The sequence below is a fragment of the Thermaurantimonas aggregans genome (assembly GCF_003851885.1).
In the GTDB taxonomy this organism is placed as follows: Bacteria; Bacteroidota; Bacteroidia; order Flavobacteriales; family Schleiferiaceae; genus Thermaurantimonas; species Thermaurantimonas aggregans.
On the sequence record NZ_BHZE01000012.1, the window covers coordinates 51,777 to 70,342 of the forward strand.

15 protein-coding genes and 1 pseudogene are annotated in these 18,566 nt (G+C 46.0%); 11 read left to right on the plus strand and 5 right to left on the minus strand.

Annotation, left to right across the window (positions count from 1 at the left end):
* The first annotated feature begins 145 nt into the window (after positions 1-145).
* From EIP89_RS07015 to EIP89_RS07050, 8 genes are all read left to right on the plus strand, one after another.
* Positions 146-811 (plus strand): TetR/AcrR family transcriptional regulator, encoded by a 666-nt coding sequence (locus EIP89_RS07015; protein ID WP_160160554.1) that lies wholly within the window; start codon positions 146-148, stop codon positions 809-811.
* Entirely contained in the window at positions 808-2,163 is a 1,356-nt protein-coding gene (locus EIP89_RS07020; RefSeq protein WP_124397963.1) for a TolC family protein, read from the plus strand. Before EIP89_RS07015 ends, EIP89_RS07020 begins: the two co-directional genes overlap by 4 nt.
* 5 nt (positions 2,164-2,168) lie before the next feature.
* On the plus strand, positions 2,169-3,335 hold the full coding sequence (locus EIP89_RS07025) for an efflux RND transporter periplasmic adaptor subunit (protein WP_124397964.1): 1,167 nt from the start codon (positions 2,169-2,171) through the stop codon (positions 3,333-3,335).
* 5 nt (positions 3,336-3,340) lie between these two features.
* Complete coding sequence (locus EIP89_RS07030; protein ID WP_124397965.1) at positions 3,341-6,802, plus strand: efflux RND transporter permease subunit; 3,462 nt, start codon at positions 3,341-3,343, stop codon at positions 6,800-6,802.
* Positions 6,803-6,946: 144 nt separating this feature from the next.
* The gene (locus EIP89_RS07035) at positions 6,947-8,215 is read left to right on the plus strand and encodes an exo-beta-N-acetylmuramidase NamZ family protein (protein WP_245966119.1); all 1,269 of its coding nucleotides are present in this window, start codon (positions 6,947-6,949) and stop codon (positions 8,213-8,215) included.
* An 11-nt stretch (positions 8,216-8,226) separates the two neighbouring features.
* Complete coding sequence (locus tag EIP89_RS07040) at positions 8,227-9,090, plus strand: aminotransferase class IV (RefSeq protein ID WP_124397966.1); 864 nt, start codon at positions 8,227-8,229, stop codon at positions 9,088-9,090.
* 8 nt (positions 9,091-9,098) lie between these two features.
* Positions 9,099-10,202 carry a M14 family zinc carboxypeptidase gene (locus tag EIP89_RS07045; protein WP_124397967.1) on the plus strand — a complete coding sequence of 368 codons (1,104 nt, stop codon included), beginning with the start codon at positions 9,099-9,101 and terminating at the stop codon, positions 10,200-10,202.
* Entirely contained in the window at positions 10,184-11,569 is a 1,386-nt protein-coding gene (locus EIP89_RS07050) for an NAD-dependent succinate-semialdehyde dehydrogenase (RefSeq protein ID WP_124397968.1), read from the plus strand. Before EIP89_RS07045 ends, EIP89_RS07050 begins: the two co-directional genes overlap by 19 nt.
* 9 nt (positions 11,570-11,578) lie before the next feature.
* Here EIP89_RS07050 and EIP89_RS07055 read toward each other — a convergent pair whose 3' ends face one another.
* The 3 genes from EIP89_RS07055 to smpB are packed head-to-tail and all read right to left on the minus strand — an operon-like array spanning position 11,579 to position 13,188.
* On the minus strand, positions 11,579-11,950 hold the full coding sequence (locus EIP89_RS07055; protein WP_124397969.1) for a hypothetical protein: 372 nt from the start codon (positions 11,948-11,950) through the stop codon (positions 11,579-11,581).
* Entirely contained in the window at positions 11,951-12,724 is a 774-nt protein-coding gene (locus tag EIP89_RS07060) for a glycosyltransferase family 2 protein (RefSeq protein ID WP_160160555.1), read from the minus strand.
* Between the two features lie 2 nt (positions 12,725-12,726).
* Positions 12,727-13,188, minus strand: coding sequence for an SsrA-binding protein SmpB (smpB, locus tag EIP89_RS07065; RefSeq protein WP_124397971.1), 462 nt, complete (start codon positions 13,186-13,188; stop codon positions 12,727-12,729).
* 72 nt (positions 13,189-13,260) lie between these two features.
* Between smpB and EIP89_RS07070 the strand changes: the two genes are divergently transcribed.
* The 3 genes from EIP89_RS07070 (at position 13,261) to EIP89_RS07080 (ending at position 17,934) form a co-directional block, all read left to right on the plus strand.
* Positions 13,261-13,974, plus strand: coding sequence for a tRNA1(Val) (adenine(37)-N6)-methyltransferase (locus EIP89_RS07070; RefSeq protein WP_124397972.1), 714 nt, complete (start codon positions 13,261-13,263; stop codon positions 13,972-13,974).
* A gap of 136 nt (positions 13,975-14,110) precedes the next feature.
* Complete coding sequence (locus EIP89_RS07075; protein WP_124397973.1) at positions 14,111-15,208, plus strand: chorismate mutase; 1,098 nt, start codon at positions 14,111-14,113, stop codon at positions 15,206-15,208.
* 89 nt (positions 15,209-15,297) lie between these two features.
* Positions 15,298-17,934 carry a DUF3352 domain-containing protein gene (locus EIP89_RS07080; protein ID WP_124397974.1) on the plus strand — a complete coding sequence of 879 codons (2,637 nt, stop codon included), beginning with the start codon at positions 15,298-15,300 and terminating at the stop codon, positions 17,932-17,934.
* A 1-nt stretch (position 17,935) separates the two neighbouring features.
* Here EIP89_RS07080 and EIP89_RS07085 read toward each other — a convergent pair.
* Together EIP89_RS07085 and EIP89_RS07090 are read right to left on the minus strand one after the other, a co-directional pair.
* Positions 17,936-18,172: pseudogene (locus EIP89_RS07085) on the minus strand (4a-hydroxytetrahydrobiopterin dehydratase); the annotation flags it as partial.
* A 51-nt stretch (positions 18,173-18,223) separates the two neighbouring features.
* On the minus strand, positions 18,224-18,454 hold the full coding sequence (locus EIP89_RS07090; protein WP_124397976.1) for a hypothetical protein: 231 nt from the start codon (positions 18,452-18,454) through the stop codon (positions 18,224-18,226).
* Positions 18,455-18,566 lie beyond the last annotated feature (112 nt).

Sequence of the window (18,566 nt, forward strand, 5' to 3'; positions counted from 1 at the left end):
GAGATAGTTTACAATCATCCGGGTTTTAAGAATTTGTTATGAATTAATGACTTGTATTAAATTTTGGTTAATAATGGAAACGAAATAAAACAAAAATGTTTCCAAGGGATTAATGCATGTAAACTTTGCCCCCGCAAAGCACAAAATGATTTCACAAGACTTTTACGGATTTTTTCCCTCAGTAGCTTTAGTCGAAAAGCTATCGCCCGAGCAGCAGATTCTGGCTGGTGCTGTAGTACTGTTTAGTCGTTTAGGGCTTCGCAGCGTGACGATGGACGATATCGCCCGCGAACTCGGCATTTCAAAAAAAACTTTGTACAAATACTATAAAAACAAGGCTGAGATTGTAGAAAAAGGGGCTGATCTGGTGATCGATCACATCCGCGAGTTTTGCGGTTCCATTTGTCCCAGAGTGGAAAACCCCATCGACGAACTTTTCATACTCGATGAGGGTATGCGCAACTTCAACAAAATGCAGCACCAGGGCATTCAGTTTCAGCTGCGCAAATACTATCCGGAAACTTTTTTTAAAATTAAAGAAGCCCAGCGCAAAAATTTTATTGAAGTCACTACTCAGAACCTGGAAAAAGGCATACGCTTAGGATGGTACAGAGATGACTTCGACGTACAAATCATCGCAAATCTCTACTACAGCCGGGTTCTGATGATCATGGACGAACAATACTTCCCCGTCAACGAATTCGATTGGGAAAAACTCACACGCGAAGCCATGCTTTACCACATACGCGGCATCGCTTCAAAAAAAGGCCTTGAATACCTCGAAACCAAATACGCTAGCACCACAAAATGAAGATCCCTAATACCTTTTCCATCTATTGGCTAGGCTTGCTAACGCTGTCCTATCCTCTGGCTGCTCAAAAGACCTTTTCGCTCAAACAAGCTCGCGAATATGCCGTAGAGCATGCTTATTCAGTTAAAGATAAGCAACTTGAGCTAGAAAAAGCAAGAAAAACCATTACTGAAACAGCGGCCATCGGTCTTCCGCAGATCAAAGCGGAAGCCCGCCACCAGTACAATTCACAAATACCTCAAACACCACTGCCAGCCATCCTGCTCCCGAATCCGCCCGAAGGAGTAGACTTTGTGCTCGTACAGTTCGGTGTACCGCATCAGAGTTCGTATGGAATTCAGGCTTCCCAGCTCATTTTCGATGGCTCTTACATCATCGCCTTGATGGCCACCCGAGTTTTCAAAGAAATTGCCAGAAACGATGTTCAGGTTTCAAAAGTAGATATCATTGATAATGTGACCAAGTCGTACGGAGCTGTGGTAATGACCAAAGAGCTGATCCGAATCTTAGAAGAAAATCTGTCGGTTTTGCGCAAAATCTACAATGACAACCGCAAGCTGTATGAAGAGGGCTTTATCGAAGAACAGGACGTGGATCAGCTCGACATTCTGGTAAATACTGTGTCTAATCAGCTCGACAATACCCGCCGTCAATATGACATAGCCCTTATGCTGCTCAAACTGCAAATGGGCATACCTATCGAGGAAAGTATTGCCCTGACTGACGGTATAGAAATTTTTGAATCCATTGACGACGAAGCCTTTCAGTTGCTTTCCAAACCTTTTGACCTGATGCAAGATTACCAATACAAAGGCATCCTGCTGCAGGAGCAGGCAGCCGGCTTACAATTGAAGCGCTACAAAATGTCCTATTTGCCTTCACTGGCCGCCTTTGCTTCGCATCAACAGAATTCGTTTGGCCAAACATTTAAAATGTTTGACTTTAATCAATACTGGGTGCCGGTTACCATCGTAGGAGCAAGTCTTAGCTGGAACATCTTCACCGGTTTGGACCGCTACGCAAAAACATCAAAAGCGCGTCTCGATCTACTGCGCGTTCAAAATGCCAAAAAGCAAATCGAAGACGGCAAAATGGTAGAATACAACCGCGCTCGCAGCGATTTTGAATTTGCCCTCAACAACCTGCGCGTGCGTCGCAAAAACCTCGGAACAGCTGCCCGTGTGCGCGAAAAAACCTTAATCAAATACCGCGAAGGATTGGCCGGCAGTTTTGACCTGACTCAAGCGGAAAATCAGCTCATCGAGGCTCAAAGCCAGTACGTACAAGCCATGCTTCAATTAGTAAACGCTCATTCATCACTCAATAAACTCCTTGGAAATTATAACAACTGATTACAATGAAAAAGACTCTCCTTTTAGCTTTAATAGCAGTAATTGCCGGTGCCTGCAGCAGCCGAAACCGATCAACAGCCGCAGAAACTCCCTTATCTGAACTCTACAGACAGCGCGACTCTCTGCTCAAACACATCGAAAAAAGCAATCTGCTCCTCACTGAAATCAACGAGCGCATCAACGAACTCGACAGCACAGCGCGCTTTTATACCGTTACAACTTTTGAAGTAAAACCGGCGCTCTTCGAACACTTTGTAGAAGTGTACGGTACCGTAGGGTCAGAGAAAAATACCTTGATTTTTCCAGAGACAGGTGGGGTAATCACCTCCATCGCCGTGAAGCCCGGCCAAAAAGTAACCCGCGGTCAAACCCTCCTTCAGCTCGATGCCTCCATCATACTCAGCAGCATCAACGAAGTAAAGACCCAACTCGACCTAGCCACTTCCGTTTTCGAAAAGCAAAAAAGGCTCTGGGAGCAGAAGGTGGGCTCTGAAATTCAATACTTACAGGCAAAAAACAACAAAGAATCGCTTGAAAATCGCCTCAAAACCCTGCAGGCTCAATACAGTCAGACCATCGTAAGAGCTCCCTTTGACGGTGTAGTGGACGATATTTTTCCAAAGGTAGGTCAGCTCGTCGGCCCGCAAACTCAACTGCTGCGCCTTGTCAATCTCGACAACATCTACATCGAAGGTGAAATCTCAGAAAACTACGCCGGACTGATAAAGCCCGGTTACATAGCTAAGGTGCGCGTGCCCGGCACTGATTCAGTGTACGAAGCAAGGGTTACCTCTACAGCTCGCTTCATCAATCCAACCAATAGAACCTTTAAAATCCGCCTTGAACTCGTCGATAAATCTGTGCGGCTGTTGCCCAACTCACTGGTTTCTATAATGGTAAAGGACTACGAAAATCCGGCAGCCCTTACCGTGCCAGTGCGCGTAGTTCAACAAGACCCCGCTGGTAACGACTTTGTACTAATCCTGGAAAAAACCTCCTCAACCCTAGGCATTGCCCGCAAGGTGTACGTTAAGACAGGAAAATCCTATCACAACCACGTCGAAGTAATCGAAGGCATTGGCCCGAATACCTTGATCATCGACAAGGGATCGCGCAACGTAAAAGACGGACAAAAAGTAAAACTGGTGAGCGAAACCGACCTAAATGCCTAAAGAAGATGGAGACCAAAGCAACCATTAAAAAAGAGTTTAAACTCAGCTCCTTTTCGGTGGACAACAAGACCACCGTATTTGTGCTGACGTTTATTCTCTTCATAGCCGGTCTGGTAGCCTACAAAGGCATGCCTACCGAAACCTTCCCAGAAATCGTAAGCCCAGAAATCTACGTAGGTACCGCCTATCCGGGTTACTCTCCTATCGACATCGAAAAGCTCATCACCCGGCCACTCGAAAAAGAAATCAACGGCATCTCGGGCATTGAAGAAATCAATTCAACCTCCGTACAAGGCTATTCGACCATTCAAGTAAAGTTTGACTTCAAAGTAAAACCTGACGAAGCCCTGCGAAAGGTAAAGGACAAAGTGGACCAGGCGCGCAGCAGCAAGGACTTTCCCAAAGACCTGCCGGCGGAACCCAACGTGTTTGAGCTCAGTTTTGCTGAACTAATTCCTGTATTGAACATCAACTTAAGCGGTGACTTCTCTTCAGACCAACTCAAGCAGTACGCCGAATATCTCGAAGATAAAATCGAAGCCCTGCCAGAGGTTTCGAAGGTGGAAATACGCGGCATGGACGACAAGGAGCTGCGCATCAGCCTCGACCAGCAAAAGCTCGAACTGCTCAATCTCTCATTTGACGACATCGCAAATGCCATCCGCAGCGAAAACATCTCAGTGGCTGCTGGCGATTTCCTAGTGGATGGATACCGTCGAAACATTCGCGTAATCGGCGAGTTCAAAGACCCCTCTGAGGTGGGACGAATCATCGTCAAGAATGAAAACGCTGAAGTCGTTTATCTCGAAGACATTGCCGATATATCTTTTGGAGAGGTCGAGAAAGAGTCCTTCGCGCGCGAATTTGGAAAGCCCGTGGTAATGCTCGACGTAATGAAGCGTAGCGGTGAAAACCTCATCATCGTTTCTGACAAAATCAATAAAATCATTAAAGAGGCCCGCGCCAGCTACTTTCCTGAGAATCTGAATCTCTCCATTACCAACGACCAGAGCGACCGCACGCGCAATCAGGTAGCTGAGTTGGAAAATTCCATCATCTTCGGCGTAATACTGGTGGTAGCAGTACTTATGTTTTTTATGGGCTTGCGCAACGCCCTCTTCGTGGGCATCGCTATTCCCCTCAGCATGCTCATCAGCTTTATGGTTCTCAATTCATTGGGGGTAACCCTCAATACCATCGTGCTCTTTTCGCTCGTATTAGCCCTTGGTATGCTGGTGGACAACGGTATCGTAGTTGTCGAAAACATCTATCGCCTCCTCTCTGAAGGCAAGCCGCTCATCCGCGCAGCTAAGGAGGGTGTGGGCGAAGTAGCTGTAGCCATTATTGCCTCTACGGCCACTACTGTGGCAGCATTTATTCCACTGGCTTTTTGGCCGGGCATCTTTGGCGAGTTTATGAAATACCTCCCCGTCACACTCATGATTGTATTAGGCTCATCGCTCTTCGTGGCCTTAGTCATTAATCCCGTGCTTACCTCTGTGTATATGAAGCTCAAAGAAGATGAGCCCAACATGAAGCGCGTTTGGCGCATCACCGCCATTCTCATATTTGTCGGAACGCTCTTTTTAGTAGCCGGAGTCTATTGGTTCGGAAATCTCTTGATTTTCTTCGGACTCATTGGGCCTTTCAACTACAAAGTATTGATGCCGCTCTCCGATTCCTTCCAAAATCACTTCCTCCCTCGACTTGAAGAAAATTACGAAGCCCTGTTAAAGTTTGCCCTACGGGGCAAAAATCCCACTTACTTTTTCATCGGTACCATAGCTCTGTTGGTTCTCAGTTTTATACTTATTGCCATCTTCCCGCCAAAGGTTCAGTTTTTCCCCGTCAATGAACCAAATAGAGCTGAAATCTACATCGAGCTGCCGATGGGTACTGATGTTAATACTACAAATCAATTTACTCTTCAGATCGAAGAGCGCCTCAAGTCCATCTACGATCGCTATCTCGTAACCGAAAAAACTCCCGACGGACGAGACACTACGTATAACTTCCTCATTTCGAGCATCATCTCTCAGGTAGGTAAGGGAGCCTCTGACCCCAATCAGGGCCCCTCTCAGGCCGCTACCCCCCACAAAGCCAAAGTCACCATCGCATTTGTAGAGGCAAAGCAGCGCAGAGGCGTAAAAACTTCAGAAGTGCTCGAAGACATTCGCGAAGAGCTTCGGATGTTTCCGGGCGCTCAAATCACCGTGAGCAAAGACCGCCAAGGTCCACCTGCCGGAGCACCCATTAGCATCGAACTCTCTGGTGACAATTACGAGCAGCTCATTGCTGAAGCCGAAGCCATCAAAGTTTTCATCGACAATGCCAACATTTACGGCATCGAAGAACTCAAGCTCGACGTGGACCGCGCTAAGCCCGAGTTGCCCATCATCATTGACCGTACGAAGGCAAAAACTCTTGGCATCAGCACGTATCAGATCGGCGATGCCCTGCGCACAGCCCTCTTCGGCCGCGAAGTTTCCACCTTCAAAGATGGCAACGACGACTACCCCATCAACATTCGCTTCAAAGACCAATACCGCTACGAGCTCGACAAGCTCATGGATACGCGCATCACCTTCCGCGACCAGGCCACAGGCAAAATCAAACAAGTTCCTATTTCTGCATTGGCCCATCCAGTTAAATCCTCTACCTTCTCTTCTGTAAAACGCCACAACCTGAAGCGTACCATCACCATAACCTCAAACGTGCTTGAAGGTGTTAATGCCACCGCCACCGTGAATAAGATAAAGCGCCTGCTGACAAGCTACGAGCTACCGGAAGGAATTACACTCCGATTCACTGGCGAACAGGAAAAACAATCCAAAGAACTCGGATTCCTGTCTAAAGCCCTTATGATCGCAGTATTTCTCATCTTCCTCATCCTCGTAGCTCAGTTCAATTCAGCATCTACACCACTCATCATCATGATCAGCGTAGTGTTTTCCCTCATTGGCGTATTTCTAGGGCTGGTCATCTTCCGGCAAGACTTTGTCATCATCCTAACTATGATAGGCATCATTTCCCTGGCAGGAGTAGTAGTAAACAACGCCATTGTACTCATCGACTACACCAATTTGCTTATGGCACGCCGTAAAAAAGCGCTTGGCATCAACCCCAACGACCGGCTACCTATGACTGAAATTTACAATTCCATCGTCGAGGCCGGCAAGAAACGCCTTCGCCCGGTGCTGCTCACTGCCATCACCACCATACTGGGCCTTATACCCCTTGCTACCGGAATGAACATCGACTTCATAAAGCTCTTTACCGAATACAACCCCGACATCTACTTTGGCGGTGACAACGTAGCCTTCTGGGGTCCTATGAGCTGGACGGTGATTTACGGCCTCACCTTTGCCACCTTCCTCACCCTGATCATTGTGCCAGTAATGGTGTATTTGCTCAACGGTCTGAAGTATCGACTTGGATTGAAAATAGTCAAATCCAAACCCGTATAAACTCTACTTCCCACAACCGCTCCCTAAATGCCCGCTCACTCACCTGGGCGGGTTTTTTTATTTTATCACTCTGTGACGAATTACCTCAATCCCTCTCGCATGTGCAGCTTTCACTTTTGCTCTTTATGAACAAGTCTGCCTGTGATGCGCATCTACAAATACCAGACGTTTAATATGCTTAATTTTGGTACAATCTGTGGTAAACTTGCCCGGAATTTCGACGTTTCAATCACTTTCACGCTTTCAGCCATGTCGATAGCCCGAATCCGAAATATTTTCTTGTTCTTCTTTGCCTTCACATTGAGCACATCAAGTGCACAGCCCTATTCAGGCATCTATCAGACAGGCCAATGGCTGCCCCTTTTGCACGGCAAGCGATTCGCTCTGGCAGTGCATCACGCCTCCGTGCGAGATTCTGTACATCTTATTGACTTTGTCTTGTCTCAAGGTCTTAAACCAACCGTCATTTTCACTCCCGAGCACGGCCTCTCAGGAATGGCCTCCGCCGGTGAAAAAGTTGGTCATTCGCAGTACAAAGGAATACCCGTAATCTCTCTGTACGGCGATCGCAAAAAGCCCACACCCGCTGATCTTCAAGGGGTAGATCTCGTCGTATTCGATATGCAAGACATGGGCGTGCGCTTTTTTACCTACATCTCTACTTTGAGCTACATTATGGAAGCCTGTGCAGAACAAGGCAAAAAAATCATTGTACTCGACCGGCCCAATCCACACGCCCACTACATCGATGGCCCTGTGCTTCGCAAGGGCTTCGAATCCTTTGTAGGCTTGCATCCCGTGCCCATCGTGTACGGAATGACCATAGGTGAATACGCCCAAATGGTTAATGGCGAAGGCTGGCTGAAAAATGGAGTAAAAGCTGACCTCATGGTCATAAAAATCAAAGACTACATCCGAAAAAAGCGCTATTTTCCGACGGTACCACCATCGCCTAATCTGCGCACGCGCGCAGCCATGCTGCTCTATCCATCGCTTTGCCTTTTTGAAGGAACTCCTATAAGCGTCGGCAGAGGTACCGATAGGCCCTTCGAAATCATTGGTTCACCCACCTTTGCTGATGGCGATTTTTATTTCACTCCAGAGTCTCGACCCGGCGCTTCTAATCCGCCATATGCCGGCCAAAAGTGTAGGGGATTCGACCTTCGCCACTTTGCAGAAAACTTTATGGCCGATGCTGCGTTCCTATATCTCGATTGGCTGATTGGTGCTGTGGAGCTCGAACCAAACCCTTCAAAATTCTTTGCCCCATTCTTCGACAAACTGGCCGGTACAGACCAGTTGCGCAGGCAAATCTTAGCTGGGATGAAGGCAGAAGACATTCGCAACAGTTGGGCTGAAGAGCTGGCTGGCTTTCAGCGCATTCGCTCCAAATATTTGCTATACCCTGATTGAATCCATTTAAAATGATCTTTAATTACAACGGAAATATCAACGACGCCGACACCCTGCCCGTCTCACTTAGCAATCGTGCGCTGCTCTACGGCGATGGCGTGTTTGAAACCATTAAGTATGCCCACGGCAAATTGCTCTTTTGGGAAGACCACTACTTTCGGCTGATGGCCTCCATGCGCATTCTGCGCATTCGCATCCCTGAGCATTGGACACCTGAATTTTTACAAAGCGAAATTTTAGAGCTCATTTCTGCACACCACTGGGAGAAGCAAGCCGTTCGCGTGCGCCTCACTGTATGGCGCTCTGGTGGTGGATTGTATACACCTGAGCTGCACGCCCCCGAATACCTCATCACCTGTACTCAGCTAGAGGCACATGAATATTCCTTTCCTTCGCAAACCATCCGCGTCGATGTTTACAAAGACGTCCCTAAACCGACTAATTTACTCTCAGGCCTTAAGCTTATCGGCAGCCAGCTGTATGTATTGGCCTCCATTTTTGCAGCTGAAAACGAACTCTACGACGCGCTTTTGATCAACGACGCTAAAAACATTGTGGAAGCCGCCCGTTCAAACATCTTTGCCCTCTTTGGCCGGCAACTCATCACCCCACCACTCCGTTCGGGGGCACTGCGCGGCATTATGCGCCAGCGCATACTCAAAGCTGCCAATAAAGCAGACCTTTCGGTCGAAGAGAAAGACCTAACACCATTCGACCTACTAAAGGCTGACGAGCTTTGGCTCACCAATGTAATCCAAGGAATTACACCCGTTACAAACTATCGCACCAAAACGTACACCTCTGAGCAAGCCCAAATAATGATTGGAGTACTCAACGAAATAGCCCATCAAGATACCTTTGACCTCGCATTTTAAACGACTTGATGGACAGGTTACAGTCACACATTCACTTACAGCCCGAGCGCTTACATGCTTGGATTCTAGATTTTTTAAAACACACTACCCGTTGGCGAAGCGAAATCGCTTTTTCGGTAGAAGGCAGACCTATCTACACCTTACACGCCGGCAATGAATCCGAAAGAATAGTCATCTGGTCGCAAATGCATGGCAACGAAGCCACTGGCACATATGCGCTTACCGATTTACTACTTACCCTTGAGGAAGATGCTAACCTTCTCAACAACCTGTTGAACCGCTACTCGCTGGTGGTAGTTCCTATGCTCAATCCCGATGGAGCGGCTCGATTCAGCCGGTACAATGCCATTGGATCCGACCTCAACAGAGAAGGTCTTCGCGCCCTTTCGCCAGAGGCTGCCTTACTGAAATCGCTGCTCGGGAAAAATGCTGCTTGGGCCTTCAATCTCCACGATCAGCGCACCTTATTCAGTGTCGGCAGTACCTCGGTGCCTGCTACACTATCGCTACTCGCACCCTCCACCATCACACAGCGTGGCGAACAGGCACGACTCAATGCCATAAAACTGATTTCTAATACGCTAGAGACCTTTGAAGTCAATGATCGCAAATACATCGCCCGGTTTAGCGATGAGTATTACCCGCAAGCTATGGGCGAGTGGTGTACCGACCGAGGGATCTCTACCGTTTTGGTCGAGTGCGGTGGTCATTACCACGATCCACATCGCACTATAGCCCGGCAGATGTGCTTTCACTTTTTAAAAAATGCTTTACAACACCTATCTGATCCCGTAGCAACCTCATCTATTGCCTACTTTTCATTGCCCATCAACGGACAGAATCTGCGCGATGTGTTGCTTCGCAATGCAAAGTTGCGCACCCCTGCCGGCACTGTTTGCGCCGACCTAAGCTTTACGGCTATATATTACCCGGCCGAAAAAATGTGGAAATGGCAACTGGAAGAAGTCGGCGACCTTCAGCTCAAATTCGGATACATCGAAATCGACCTCTCTGACGCCGATCCCGTAGAGCATTACCAATGGAAACCTTTAACCCTTTACACACTCGAAGATATACCAAAAACATGGCATCCATGGTTTACCACGACCTAAATTCTTTTGAAAGCATCAATCCTTACACAGGCGAAAAATTTGCCCGATTTGAACTGCTTACCGATTCAGAACTGGATAAAGCCTTACAAAAGTCGCAAGAAGCCTTTTTAAAATGGCGCAAAACAAGCCTTAAAGAACGCTTGGCACTCATCGATGCGCTGGGCAATCTGCTGAACAGCGAAGCACCAACCTACGGCCAAACCATATCCCTTGAAATGGGGAAACCACTGCGCGAAGCCATAGCCGAAGTAAAAAAGTGTGCTGTAGCATGTAAATATTATGTGGAACACGCTCCCAGTCAGCTAAAATCTCGAAAAGTGCCCCTTGAAACCGGTCGCATCGGCGAGGTGCGCTACGAACCTCTCGGCGTAATTCTGGGCATCATGCCGTGGAACTTTCCCTTTTGGCAAGTGATACGCTTTGCCATTCCTGCTCTGGCGGCTGGCAATGTGGTGATGGTGAAACACGCTCCCAACACACCGCGATCTGCGCTTATGTTGCAGCAGCTCTTTGCCCGTGCAGGTTTCCCTGTTGGGGTTTATACCAATTTATTTATTTCTGTTCAACAAGTCAGTGGTCTCATTTCTCGAAGAGAGATTGCAGGTGTTTCACTTACGGGCAGCACTCGAGCCGGTCGAGCTGTGGCAGCCTTGGCAGGTCAGCATCTGAAGCCTTCGGTTCTGGAACTCGGCGGCAGCAATTCGCTCATAGCACTTCCTGATGCACCGGTTCAAAAAGTCGTTGAGCAAGCTGTGAATGCGCGCTTTATGAACGCCGGACAGAGTTGCATTTCTGCCAAGCGCATTTTCGTACCTAAGGATAAATACGATACTTATATCAAAGAGCTCACTATTCGTATCAAGCGTTTAAAAGTGGGAAATCCTCTCATGGACGATACGCATATTGGCCCGGTAGCACGCCTCGACCTGGCCGAACAACTCGAGAAGCAGGTAGCTGCCAGCGTCGATATGGGGGCAAGAGTACATCTGGGCGCTCAGCGCAGCGGCACAATTTTCACACCGACGCTACTCACTCATGTAAAGCCCGGTATGCCTGCCTTTGACCAAGAGCTCTTTGGGCCTGTGGCTGTATTAATTGTTTATTCTTCTGAAAAAGAAGTCATACAATTGGCCAACAGCACTCCTTACGGTCTCGGTACGGCCCTTTTTACCGAAGATGTGGAGCGTGCTAAAAAGCTTGTCCCAAAATTTCAGGACGGGGCCGTGTATATCAACGAATGGATCCACAGCGATCCGCGCTTGCCTTTTGGGGGTGTAAAAGACAGTGGCTACGGCCGCGAACTTTCGGAGGAAGGCATCCGTGCCTTTGTAAACGTTAAATCGGTCGTGGTGAATTCGGCTTTGTGAGCAGAGCGCTTAACCGCCAAAACCCGTTTTCGAAATATAAATGTACGATAGGAGCATAGCCATCAGCGTAAGGTAGATCGCTATGTTCCATCGCTTTATGGTTTGCTTGATGTGGAGTACTTCTCCTTTGTCTCTTTCATCAATCTCCACCGGAAAGAGCAGCGGATACATCCACAGGGCTTCCAGCCTCAGCTTGCGCTCTTCAGCATTCTTCCAATCGAAAATCAAAAGATCCATCGCCTGAAGCTCTTTAGGTGTTTTACCCTTTTTATTCTGTAAAACCAGCAGCTTCAAATGCCAAAACACCTTGATATAATAAAAAATAAACAGAGCAAAGGTGGTAATGATAAAAATGAAAAATCCGAGAAACTGAGCAATCATTTATTTTGCGTTTTTTCTATGTAATTCAGCTAATTTAATATAGCGTTCAAACACACCCCATGCCTGAATTGCGCTGATGGCCAGACCCGGTATCCCATCTCTGAATCCCTGCTGAAGGAAATAGTGCTTCACAAAGCGAAAAAGGGGTTTAATCACAAAATGTACAAATCCAGGCTTTTTACCTTTTTCAAACAGTTCCTCACTTTGCCAAGTGGCATATCGATGTATTTTCTGCAGATAGTGATCGAGACCTCGGTAGGTATAGTGCAGCAGTGGCTCATCAATGCGTCCCAACTCGCAAGAGCATTCCATTTCTTCGTGAACAAGTACATCGGGATATCGGCAGGTGCCGTCGTTGTAAATCAGCCGAATTACTTTATCGCCCTGCCAGCCACTGAAACGAATCCATCGGCCCATGAAGTTGTTTCTCCGTCGAATCCAGTAGGCTTTTAGCCCTTTATTCGACTGTACGATTGCGTCAATCTCATGCTTTAGAGCATCGGTTACTACTTCATCGGCATCGAGTATCAGCGTCCAGCGCGTACTCAAAAGGTCGAGTCCGCGGTTCTTTTGGCGGGCAGGAGTGTCGTATGGGTGCTTGTAGATTTGTATGTTTTGATATTCTCTTGCTATTTCATGTGTTTTGTCTGTGCTATTGCTGTCTAGCATGAGCAGTACATGATCAGCCCAATCGAATACTGAATCAAGTACCCTTCTGATGTTGTCTTCTTCATTCCCGGCAGTAATAAGTACCTGAAGCGGGGCCTTTTTCATAGTCATAGGCGCATGCGGTCCATTTCGCGTTTTTGATCGCGCTCTTTTATGCTTTCGCGTTTGTCGTAGAGCTTTTTACCGCGCACTAAGGCAATTTCGAGTTTGGCGAGTCCTTTGTCGTTGATAAATAGGGAAAGGGGCACAATAGTGAGACCTTGATTCTTGATAGCATCTTTCAGTCGCTTGAGTTCACGGCGGCTCAGCAGCAGCTTGCGCTCGCGTAGCGGGTCGTGATTCATGATGTTGCCATGCGAATACTCGGCTATGTGCATATTTTTCACAAAGAGCTCATCACCTTTGAAGTAACAATAGCTATCCGCAAGATTGACCTTACTCTGGCGAATAGACTTAATCTCTGTGCCCAGTAGTACCATACCGGCCACGAATTTGTCGAGCACTTCGTACTCAAAGCGCGCCCTGCGATTTTGGATCGAAACTTTTTTTTCAAGCTTCTCGGTTGCCATACGACAAAGGTACAGTTAAGCCTTGCAGTGCCATGGTTACACTCCGATTATTTTCGCCTTTCAATCTTCACCATGACTTCGGCCGACGAGAAACCTTTTCAAATTTTTGGACTAATGCTCTTTCATCACTTATCGAGCATCAAAATTGGCACCGATGCCGTACTGCTGAGCGCTGCTATTCGTCGATTTGCAGTTGCCGACCGTGTGCTCGACGTAGGCTGTGGATGTGGCATCATCGGTTTGTCTTTTGCACAAAAGTTTCCTAATGCTTTATTGACAGGCATTGACCTACATCGGCCTTCGATAGAGCAAGCCATTGAAAACAGCCGAAGGAACTATTTAGAAAACCGCTCAGAATTTCTGTGTGCCGATTATCAAACATTTTCTACTGATGAAAAATACGATTTGATCGTCTCAAATCCGCCTTTTTTTCACAACCAGCTCAAGTCGCCAAAAGCAGATAAAACTTCCGCGCGACATGGCGACGAAAGCCTTTCTTATGATGTACTTTTTGGCAAATCAGCAGAATTGTTATCAGGTACCTTAGCCCTTATTGTTCCCTTTACATATAAAAATGTGATTGTACAATTGGCCAAGAAAAAAGACTTACGCCTTACACGCGAAATAATTATTCGCTCTAAACCCGACTCAGAAACGCCAATTCGTGTAATATTCTTTTTTACAATGCAACCACACCCCTCCATCTTTGAATCCGTCGAACTGATCATTCGCAGGAGTGATAATTCTTTTACCGATGACTATTGGGAGTTTGTATATCAAAGCTAGACTCCATAAACGCGTGTCGAGAGGAAAAACGATGCTGTGCAGTGTGAAATAAAAATAAAATTCCCTGCACAGCGACAAAATCCCAACAATATGATTACGAAATCGTTAAAAAAGTTGGATTTTTGCAGGTGGGATTATGAAAAATGTGACGGAAATACTAACCGGTAAGAGCAATGGTGCCCATGTGCCGCTGATTGCCGGTCCGTGCAGCGCTGAGAGTTATGAGCAACTTCGCACCACAGTACTTGAGCTAAGAGAAATTTCGAATCTGATCGCTGTAAGAGCTGGCGTGTGGAAACCGAGAACTCGGCCAGGTAGTTTTGAAGGCATAGGCGAACACGCCCTTCAATGGATTCAAAAAATCAAAGAAGAAACAGGGCTCAAATTTGCCGTTGAGGTGGCTAACTCCTGGCAAACGGAAGCTGCCCTTAGAGCAGGCATCGACATACTTTGGATCGGTGCGCGTACCACGGTAAATCCCTTTTACGTACAAGAGATAGCCGAGGTACTGCGCGGAATAGATGTGCCTGTAATGGTCAAAAACCCTATCCACGCAGACTTAGGCTTGTGGATCGGCGGTGTAGAACGGCTTCGCAAGGTAGGCATTCGTCGGATTGTGGCCGTTCACCGTGGATTTTTCACTTCGGGCACCAGTGTTTTTCGCAACGATCCCAAGTGGGAAATACCTGTAGAGTTTCGCACACACATGCCCGATGTTCCCATCGTGTGCGACCCCAGCCACATATCGGGCAAACGCGACTACATCTTCGAAATCAGCCAAGCAGCCCTCGACCTCGAAATGGACGGGCTTATGATCGAGTCGCATTACCGACCTGATCAGGCCCTGAGCGATGCCGAGCAACAGGTGACCCCCGCCGAGCTTAAGGAAATCATGACAAAGCTCGTTCGTAGAGAAGAATTGCCAGAAAATACGGAGGCACTGGAACACCTCTACGAACTACGTCACCAAATCGATGCTCTTGATCATCAAATACTTAACCTTTTAGAAAAGCGCAAGCATTTGGTCGAGAGCATTGGCGAACTCAAAAGAGATCACAACATTACGATATTACAGTTTCAGCGCTGGTTCGAAATCGTAAAAGACCGAAGCCAACTGGCCAGAATATTGGGCTTAGACGAAGATGTGATTTTGGAAATCTTCCAACTCATTCATCGATCGAGCATAAAAATTCAACAGCAGATACTGCAAGGCAAAACCACCGACGTACAGTGAGGTAAACTTTATTTTAAAAGAGTGTTTTTTTGAGGTTTTCTAAAAAATCAAGGAAGGGCAAAACAATAATTTTGTTTCAAATTTGAGGAATGAAAAAATTTTGCCCCTTAAAAGCCTCAAAAAACCTTCTGATTATTGCCCTATTCCTCCTTAGTGCCTGTGTCAGAAAGGAAGTAGAACAAATATCCCCCTTTCAATTCATTACCCCTGATGCATCGGCTATCGTGCTCTCTCACAATCCGCAAAATTTGATTGCTGATGTTCAGAAAAATGCCTTTTTCAAAAATCTTAAAGGGTCAAAATGGCTTGAGGAGATAAAAAAAGATCTGGAGTTTTTCCGACTGCTGGCCGGCGACAGTACTTTTAATGTATTGAGTCAAAATTCATTGACCAGTGCTCTGGTGCTATCAGGAGCCAAGAAATACGGTTGGCTGTTCCTTCTTAAAAATCCTTCCGGAAACTTTCAACCGGTTAAAGACACTACAGTGTTTGAGCTGAATTCTTATATGTATGAGGGCACGCGCATTTTAAAAGTAAGAGATGCTACTTCTCGACAATTTTTCTTTTCTCAGGTGAAGAACAATCTGCTCTTTAGCCGTGAGAAAGCTTTAATCGAAGAGGCTATACGGACCTACTCCGGGAAACATTCGTTGCACTATCAGCAGTCTTTTGTGGAAGCTTTAAAAAAAATCAACAAAAAGGAACCTTTAAACCTTCTGATCAACGTAAAAGAATTTGCTAGTGTACTGGATGTGCTGATGCCTGCTGATTCTCCAAAGTGGATGGGCAAAATGGGAGTTTGGGCATCATTTGATGCACTTATCTCTGAAAACACATTGCAAATCGACGGTCTCGTTCAAGTGCCCGATTCCATGGGTTTATACTTTTCCGTTTTGTCACAGAATTACACAGCTGAAAAAAAACTTCAACACCTTCCCATCCCAGCTCATGCAGAAGCTTTTGTGTACTACAATCTTGAAAATTTTTCCACCTTTTACAGAAAATACGTAGAATATCTAGAACAAAATGCCAAACTCCAAAAACACCAGAAATTATTGGATTCAGAATTTAAAAACATCGACATAAAAAAACTACAGGAATGGCTAAAAGGAGATTTTGGATTGTACTATTTGCCAGAAGAAAACGGAAGTTCAAAAGTGTTTTTTTGCCGAACTAATAACGCCCAAGAATTTTTTAATGCACTGAATATTGACTTCAGTAAAAACCCTGTTTTTTCTTACAGAGGTCAAGATATTTTTCAATGGCCCTCTTTTAAAATTTTCGACCTTTTATTCAGCAATGTAAGTCAATTTTCATCTAATGTTTTTTACACTATTTTCGGTGAGTATTTATTGTTTTCAGATTCCGAATCAGCACTCATTAGCTCGATTAACTCTTGGGAAGAATCACTCTTTTTAACGAGAACCAAAGAGTTTGAAAAAATACATTCGAGAGCTGGTCAAATAGGACATTTTATCGCGTATTCCAGAAGAGGGTTCCTACAAAAAAATTTACAAAAAAACATTGGTAAAAAATACGAGATCGTCAAAGAAATTTTAGAACGCTCAGCAGTGTTCAATCAAGCTATCGTACAAATTAGCCCAATAAACCAAAATGCATATATTTCAGCATTGCTCACCAGCGAATCAACCGACGACCAACCCATCCGACAACTTTGGACATTAAAGAATGCAGATCCAATTAACGGACCTTACAAAGCGATCAATCATCTGGATGGAAGCTATGAAATAGTATATCAAGACTCCAAAAATGTATTGCACGTGCTTTCAGCAACTGGATCTCGCCTGTGGCAAAAACAATTAGATGCCCCTGTTGTACAGGTTTCGCAATGGGATATGTTTAAAAATGGCCGCCTGCAGCACGTGGTAGTGACGCAGCGCAGCGTGTATGTAATCGACCGCAACGGAAATGACGTACCTCCTTGGCCGAAAAAATTCGGAGGTACAATCACGTCTGCTGCTCTGATGGATTACGATAGAAATAGAAATTACCGCCTACTCATAGGCGAAGGAACCACCCTACACAACCTCGATGTAAAAGGCAATGCTGTTAAAGGCTGGCAGCTGCAACGACTTCCAGCTCCCCTTGCTTATACACCAGAGCATTATCAGTCACGAGGTCTTGATTACCTTGTTTTTCAGTGCATTGACGGTTCTATCTATATAACTGATCGCACAGGTACCTCACGGTTAAAAGGATTGTACCCGTTTAAAACGACCTCAAAAGTGCGGCTCGTATTTCCTGGAGAGTCTAAACTCTGGTATCTCACCTACATAAAACCCAACGGAAAATTGGTTAGTGCATTTCAAAATGGCAAAGTGGACAGCGTAGGCCTACTCAATGCCGTGGAATACGGTATGGTAGAATATGACGGCATCTACCTTGGCTATGCTGGTGGCAATCGCGTAATGGTAAAAGACGGGGATGTGATTTTTGACAAAAAAATGCCTTTCATGCTCTCATCAGCACCGAAAAAAATGGTTGTAGAAAAGGAACCTTTTTACCTGCTTACCAGCGAGAGAGATGAAAAGATCGCTATTATCCGAAAGGATGGCAATCTGCTCTCAGGTTTTCCGGTATATGGAATAGGTGATCCCCTTGTTCTGAATTCAGGGCGTTCCGATCAAATCCTGCTGGTTTGTCGCACGGCGCAAGGTCATTTGATGGCATATGCCTTCGACAAAAAACTTCTGAGCAGTAGATAATTCATATTAGCCCATCTATAGCTTTGGCTAAGGCGTAGTCTTTTTCAGTAACCACCCCGCCAGCGTCATGTGTGTTGAGTCTGATTTCAACCCGGTTATACACATTGATCCAATAGGGATGGTGGTTCATTTTTTCGGCCAACAAGGCTACTTTCGCCATGAACCCAAAAGCTTCGACAAAGTCTTTGAATTCAAAAGTTTTGATCAGGGTGTTATCTTCTTCACGCCACATTGGAAGGTGTTCTTTGACGTTTAAAACACCTTCCTTGAGCTAATGTTTTAATCCTGACTACGGCAAAAAAGAATAGCCGTTTCGAGTTTTCCAGAGGAAGTATTTTTCAAAAAGCACCTTGCTGAAATCACCCAAAATATTGGGCAGCATAATGGCGAAGGCTCTCGGTTTAAAGAGTTTGTTGCCAAAGATGATTACCTCCTTATTGCCGGCATCCAGTACACAAATAGCCGGAATATCTCCCCATTTTTTTGCCTTGAGCTTTTGTTCTCCTCCTGACTTCCGCATTTTAACACCCAAAATTGAAGATTGAAGCTACTTTTTTTTGCTCCTCTGTTAAAAGGATTACTTTGCTAATGGTTTCTTTCGTCTTGGGTGTAGTGATTTCGATTTGATAAAT

What these genes read in the sequence shown, in the direction of transcription:
- EIP89_RS07015 (WP_160160554.1), top strand. Translation starts at nt 146, where the DNA reads ATGATTTCACAAGACTTTTACGGATTTTTTCCCTCAGTAGCTTTAGTC.
- EIP89_RS07020 (WP_124397963.1), top strand. Translation starts at nt 808, where the DNA reads ATGAAGATCCCTAATACCTTTTCCATCTATTGGCTAGGCTTGCTAACG.
- EIP89_RS07025 (WP_124397964.1), top strand. Translation starts at nt 2,169, where the DNA reads ATGAAAAAGACTCTCCTTTTAGCTTTAATAGCAGTAATTGCCGGTGCC.
- EIP89_RS07030 (WP_124397965.1), top strand. Translation starts at nt 3,341, where the DNA reads ATGGAGACCAAAGCAACCATTAAAAAAGAGTTTAAACTCAGCTCCTTT.
- EIP89_RS07035 (WP_245966119.1), top strand. Translation starts at nt 6,947, where the DNA reads ATGCGCATCTACAAATACCAGACGTTTAATATGCTTAATTTTGGTACA.
- EIP89_RS07040 (WP_124397966.1), top strand. Translation starts at nt 8,227, where the DNA reads ATGATCTTTAATTACAACGGAAATATCAACGACGCCGACACCCTGCCC.
- EIP89_RS07045 (WP_124397967.1), top strand. Translation starts at nt 9,099, where the DNA reads ATGGACAGGTTACAGTCACACATTCACTTACAGCCCGAGCGCTTACAT.
- EIP89_RS07050 (WP_124397968.1), top strand. Translation starts at nt 10,184, where the DNA reads ATGGTTTACCACGACCTAAATTCTTTTGAAAGCATCAATCCTTACACA.
- EIP89_RS07055 (WP_124397969.1), bottom strand. Translation starts at nt 11,950, where the DNA reads ATGATTGCTCAGTTTCTCGGATTTTTCATTTTTATCATTACCACCTTT.
- EIP89_RS07060 (WP_160160555.1), bottom strand. Translation starts at nt 12,724, where the DNA reads ATGAAAAAGGCCCCGCTTCAGGTACTTATTACTGCCGGGAATGAAGAA.
- smpB (WP_124397971.1), bottom strand. Translation starts at nt 13,188, where the DNA reads ATGGCAACCGAGAAGCTTGAAAAAAAAGTTTCGATCCAAAATCGCAGG.
- EIP89_RS07070 (WP_124397972.1), top strand. Translation starts at nt 13,261, where the DNA reads ATGACTTCGGCCGACGAGAAACCTTTTCAAATTTTTGGACTAATGCTC.
- EIP89_RS07075 (WP_124397973.1), top strand. Translation starts at nt 14,111, where the DNA reads ATGAAAAATGTGACGGAAATACTAACCGGTAAGAGCAATGGTGCCCAT.
- EIP89_RS07080 (WP_124397974.1), top strand. Translation starts at nt 15,298, where the DNA reads ATGAAAAAATTTTGCCCCTTAAAAGCCTCAAAAAACCTTCTGATTATT.
- EIP89_RS07090 (WP_124397976.1), bottom strand. Translation starts at nt 18,454, where the DNA reads ATGCGGAAGTCAGGAGGAGAACAAAAGCTCAAGGCAAAAAAATGGGGA.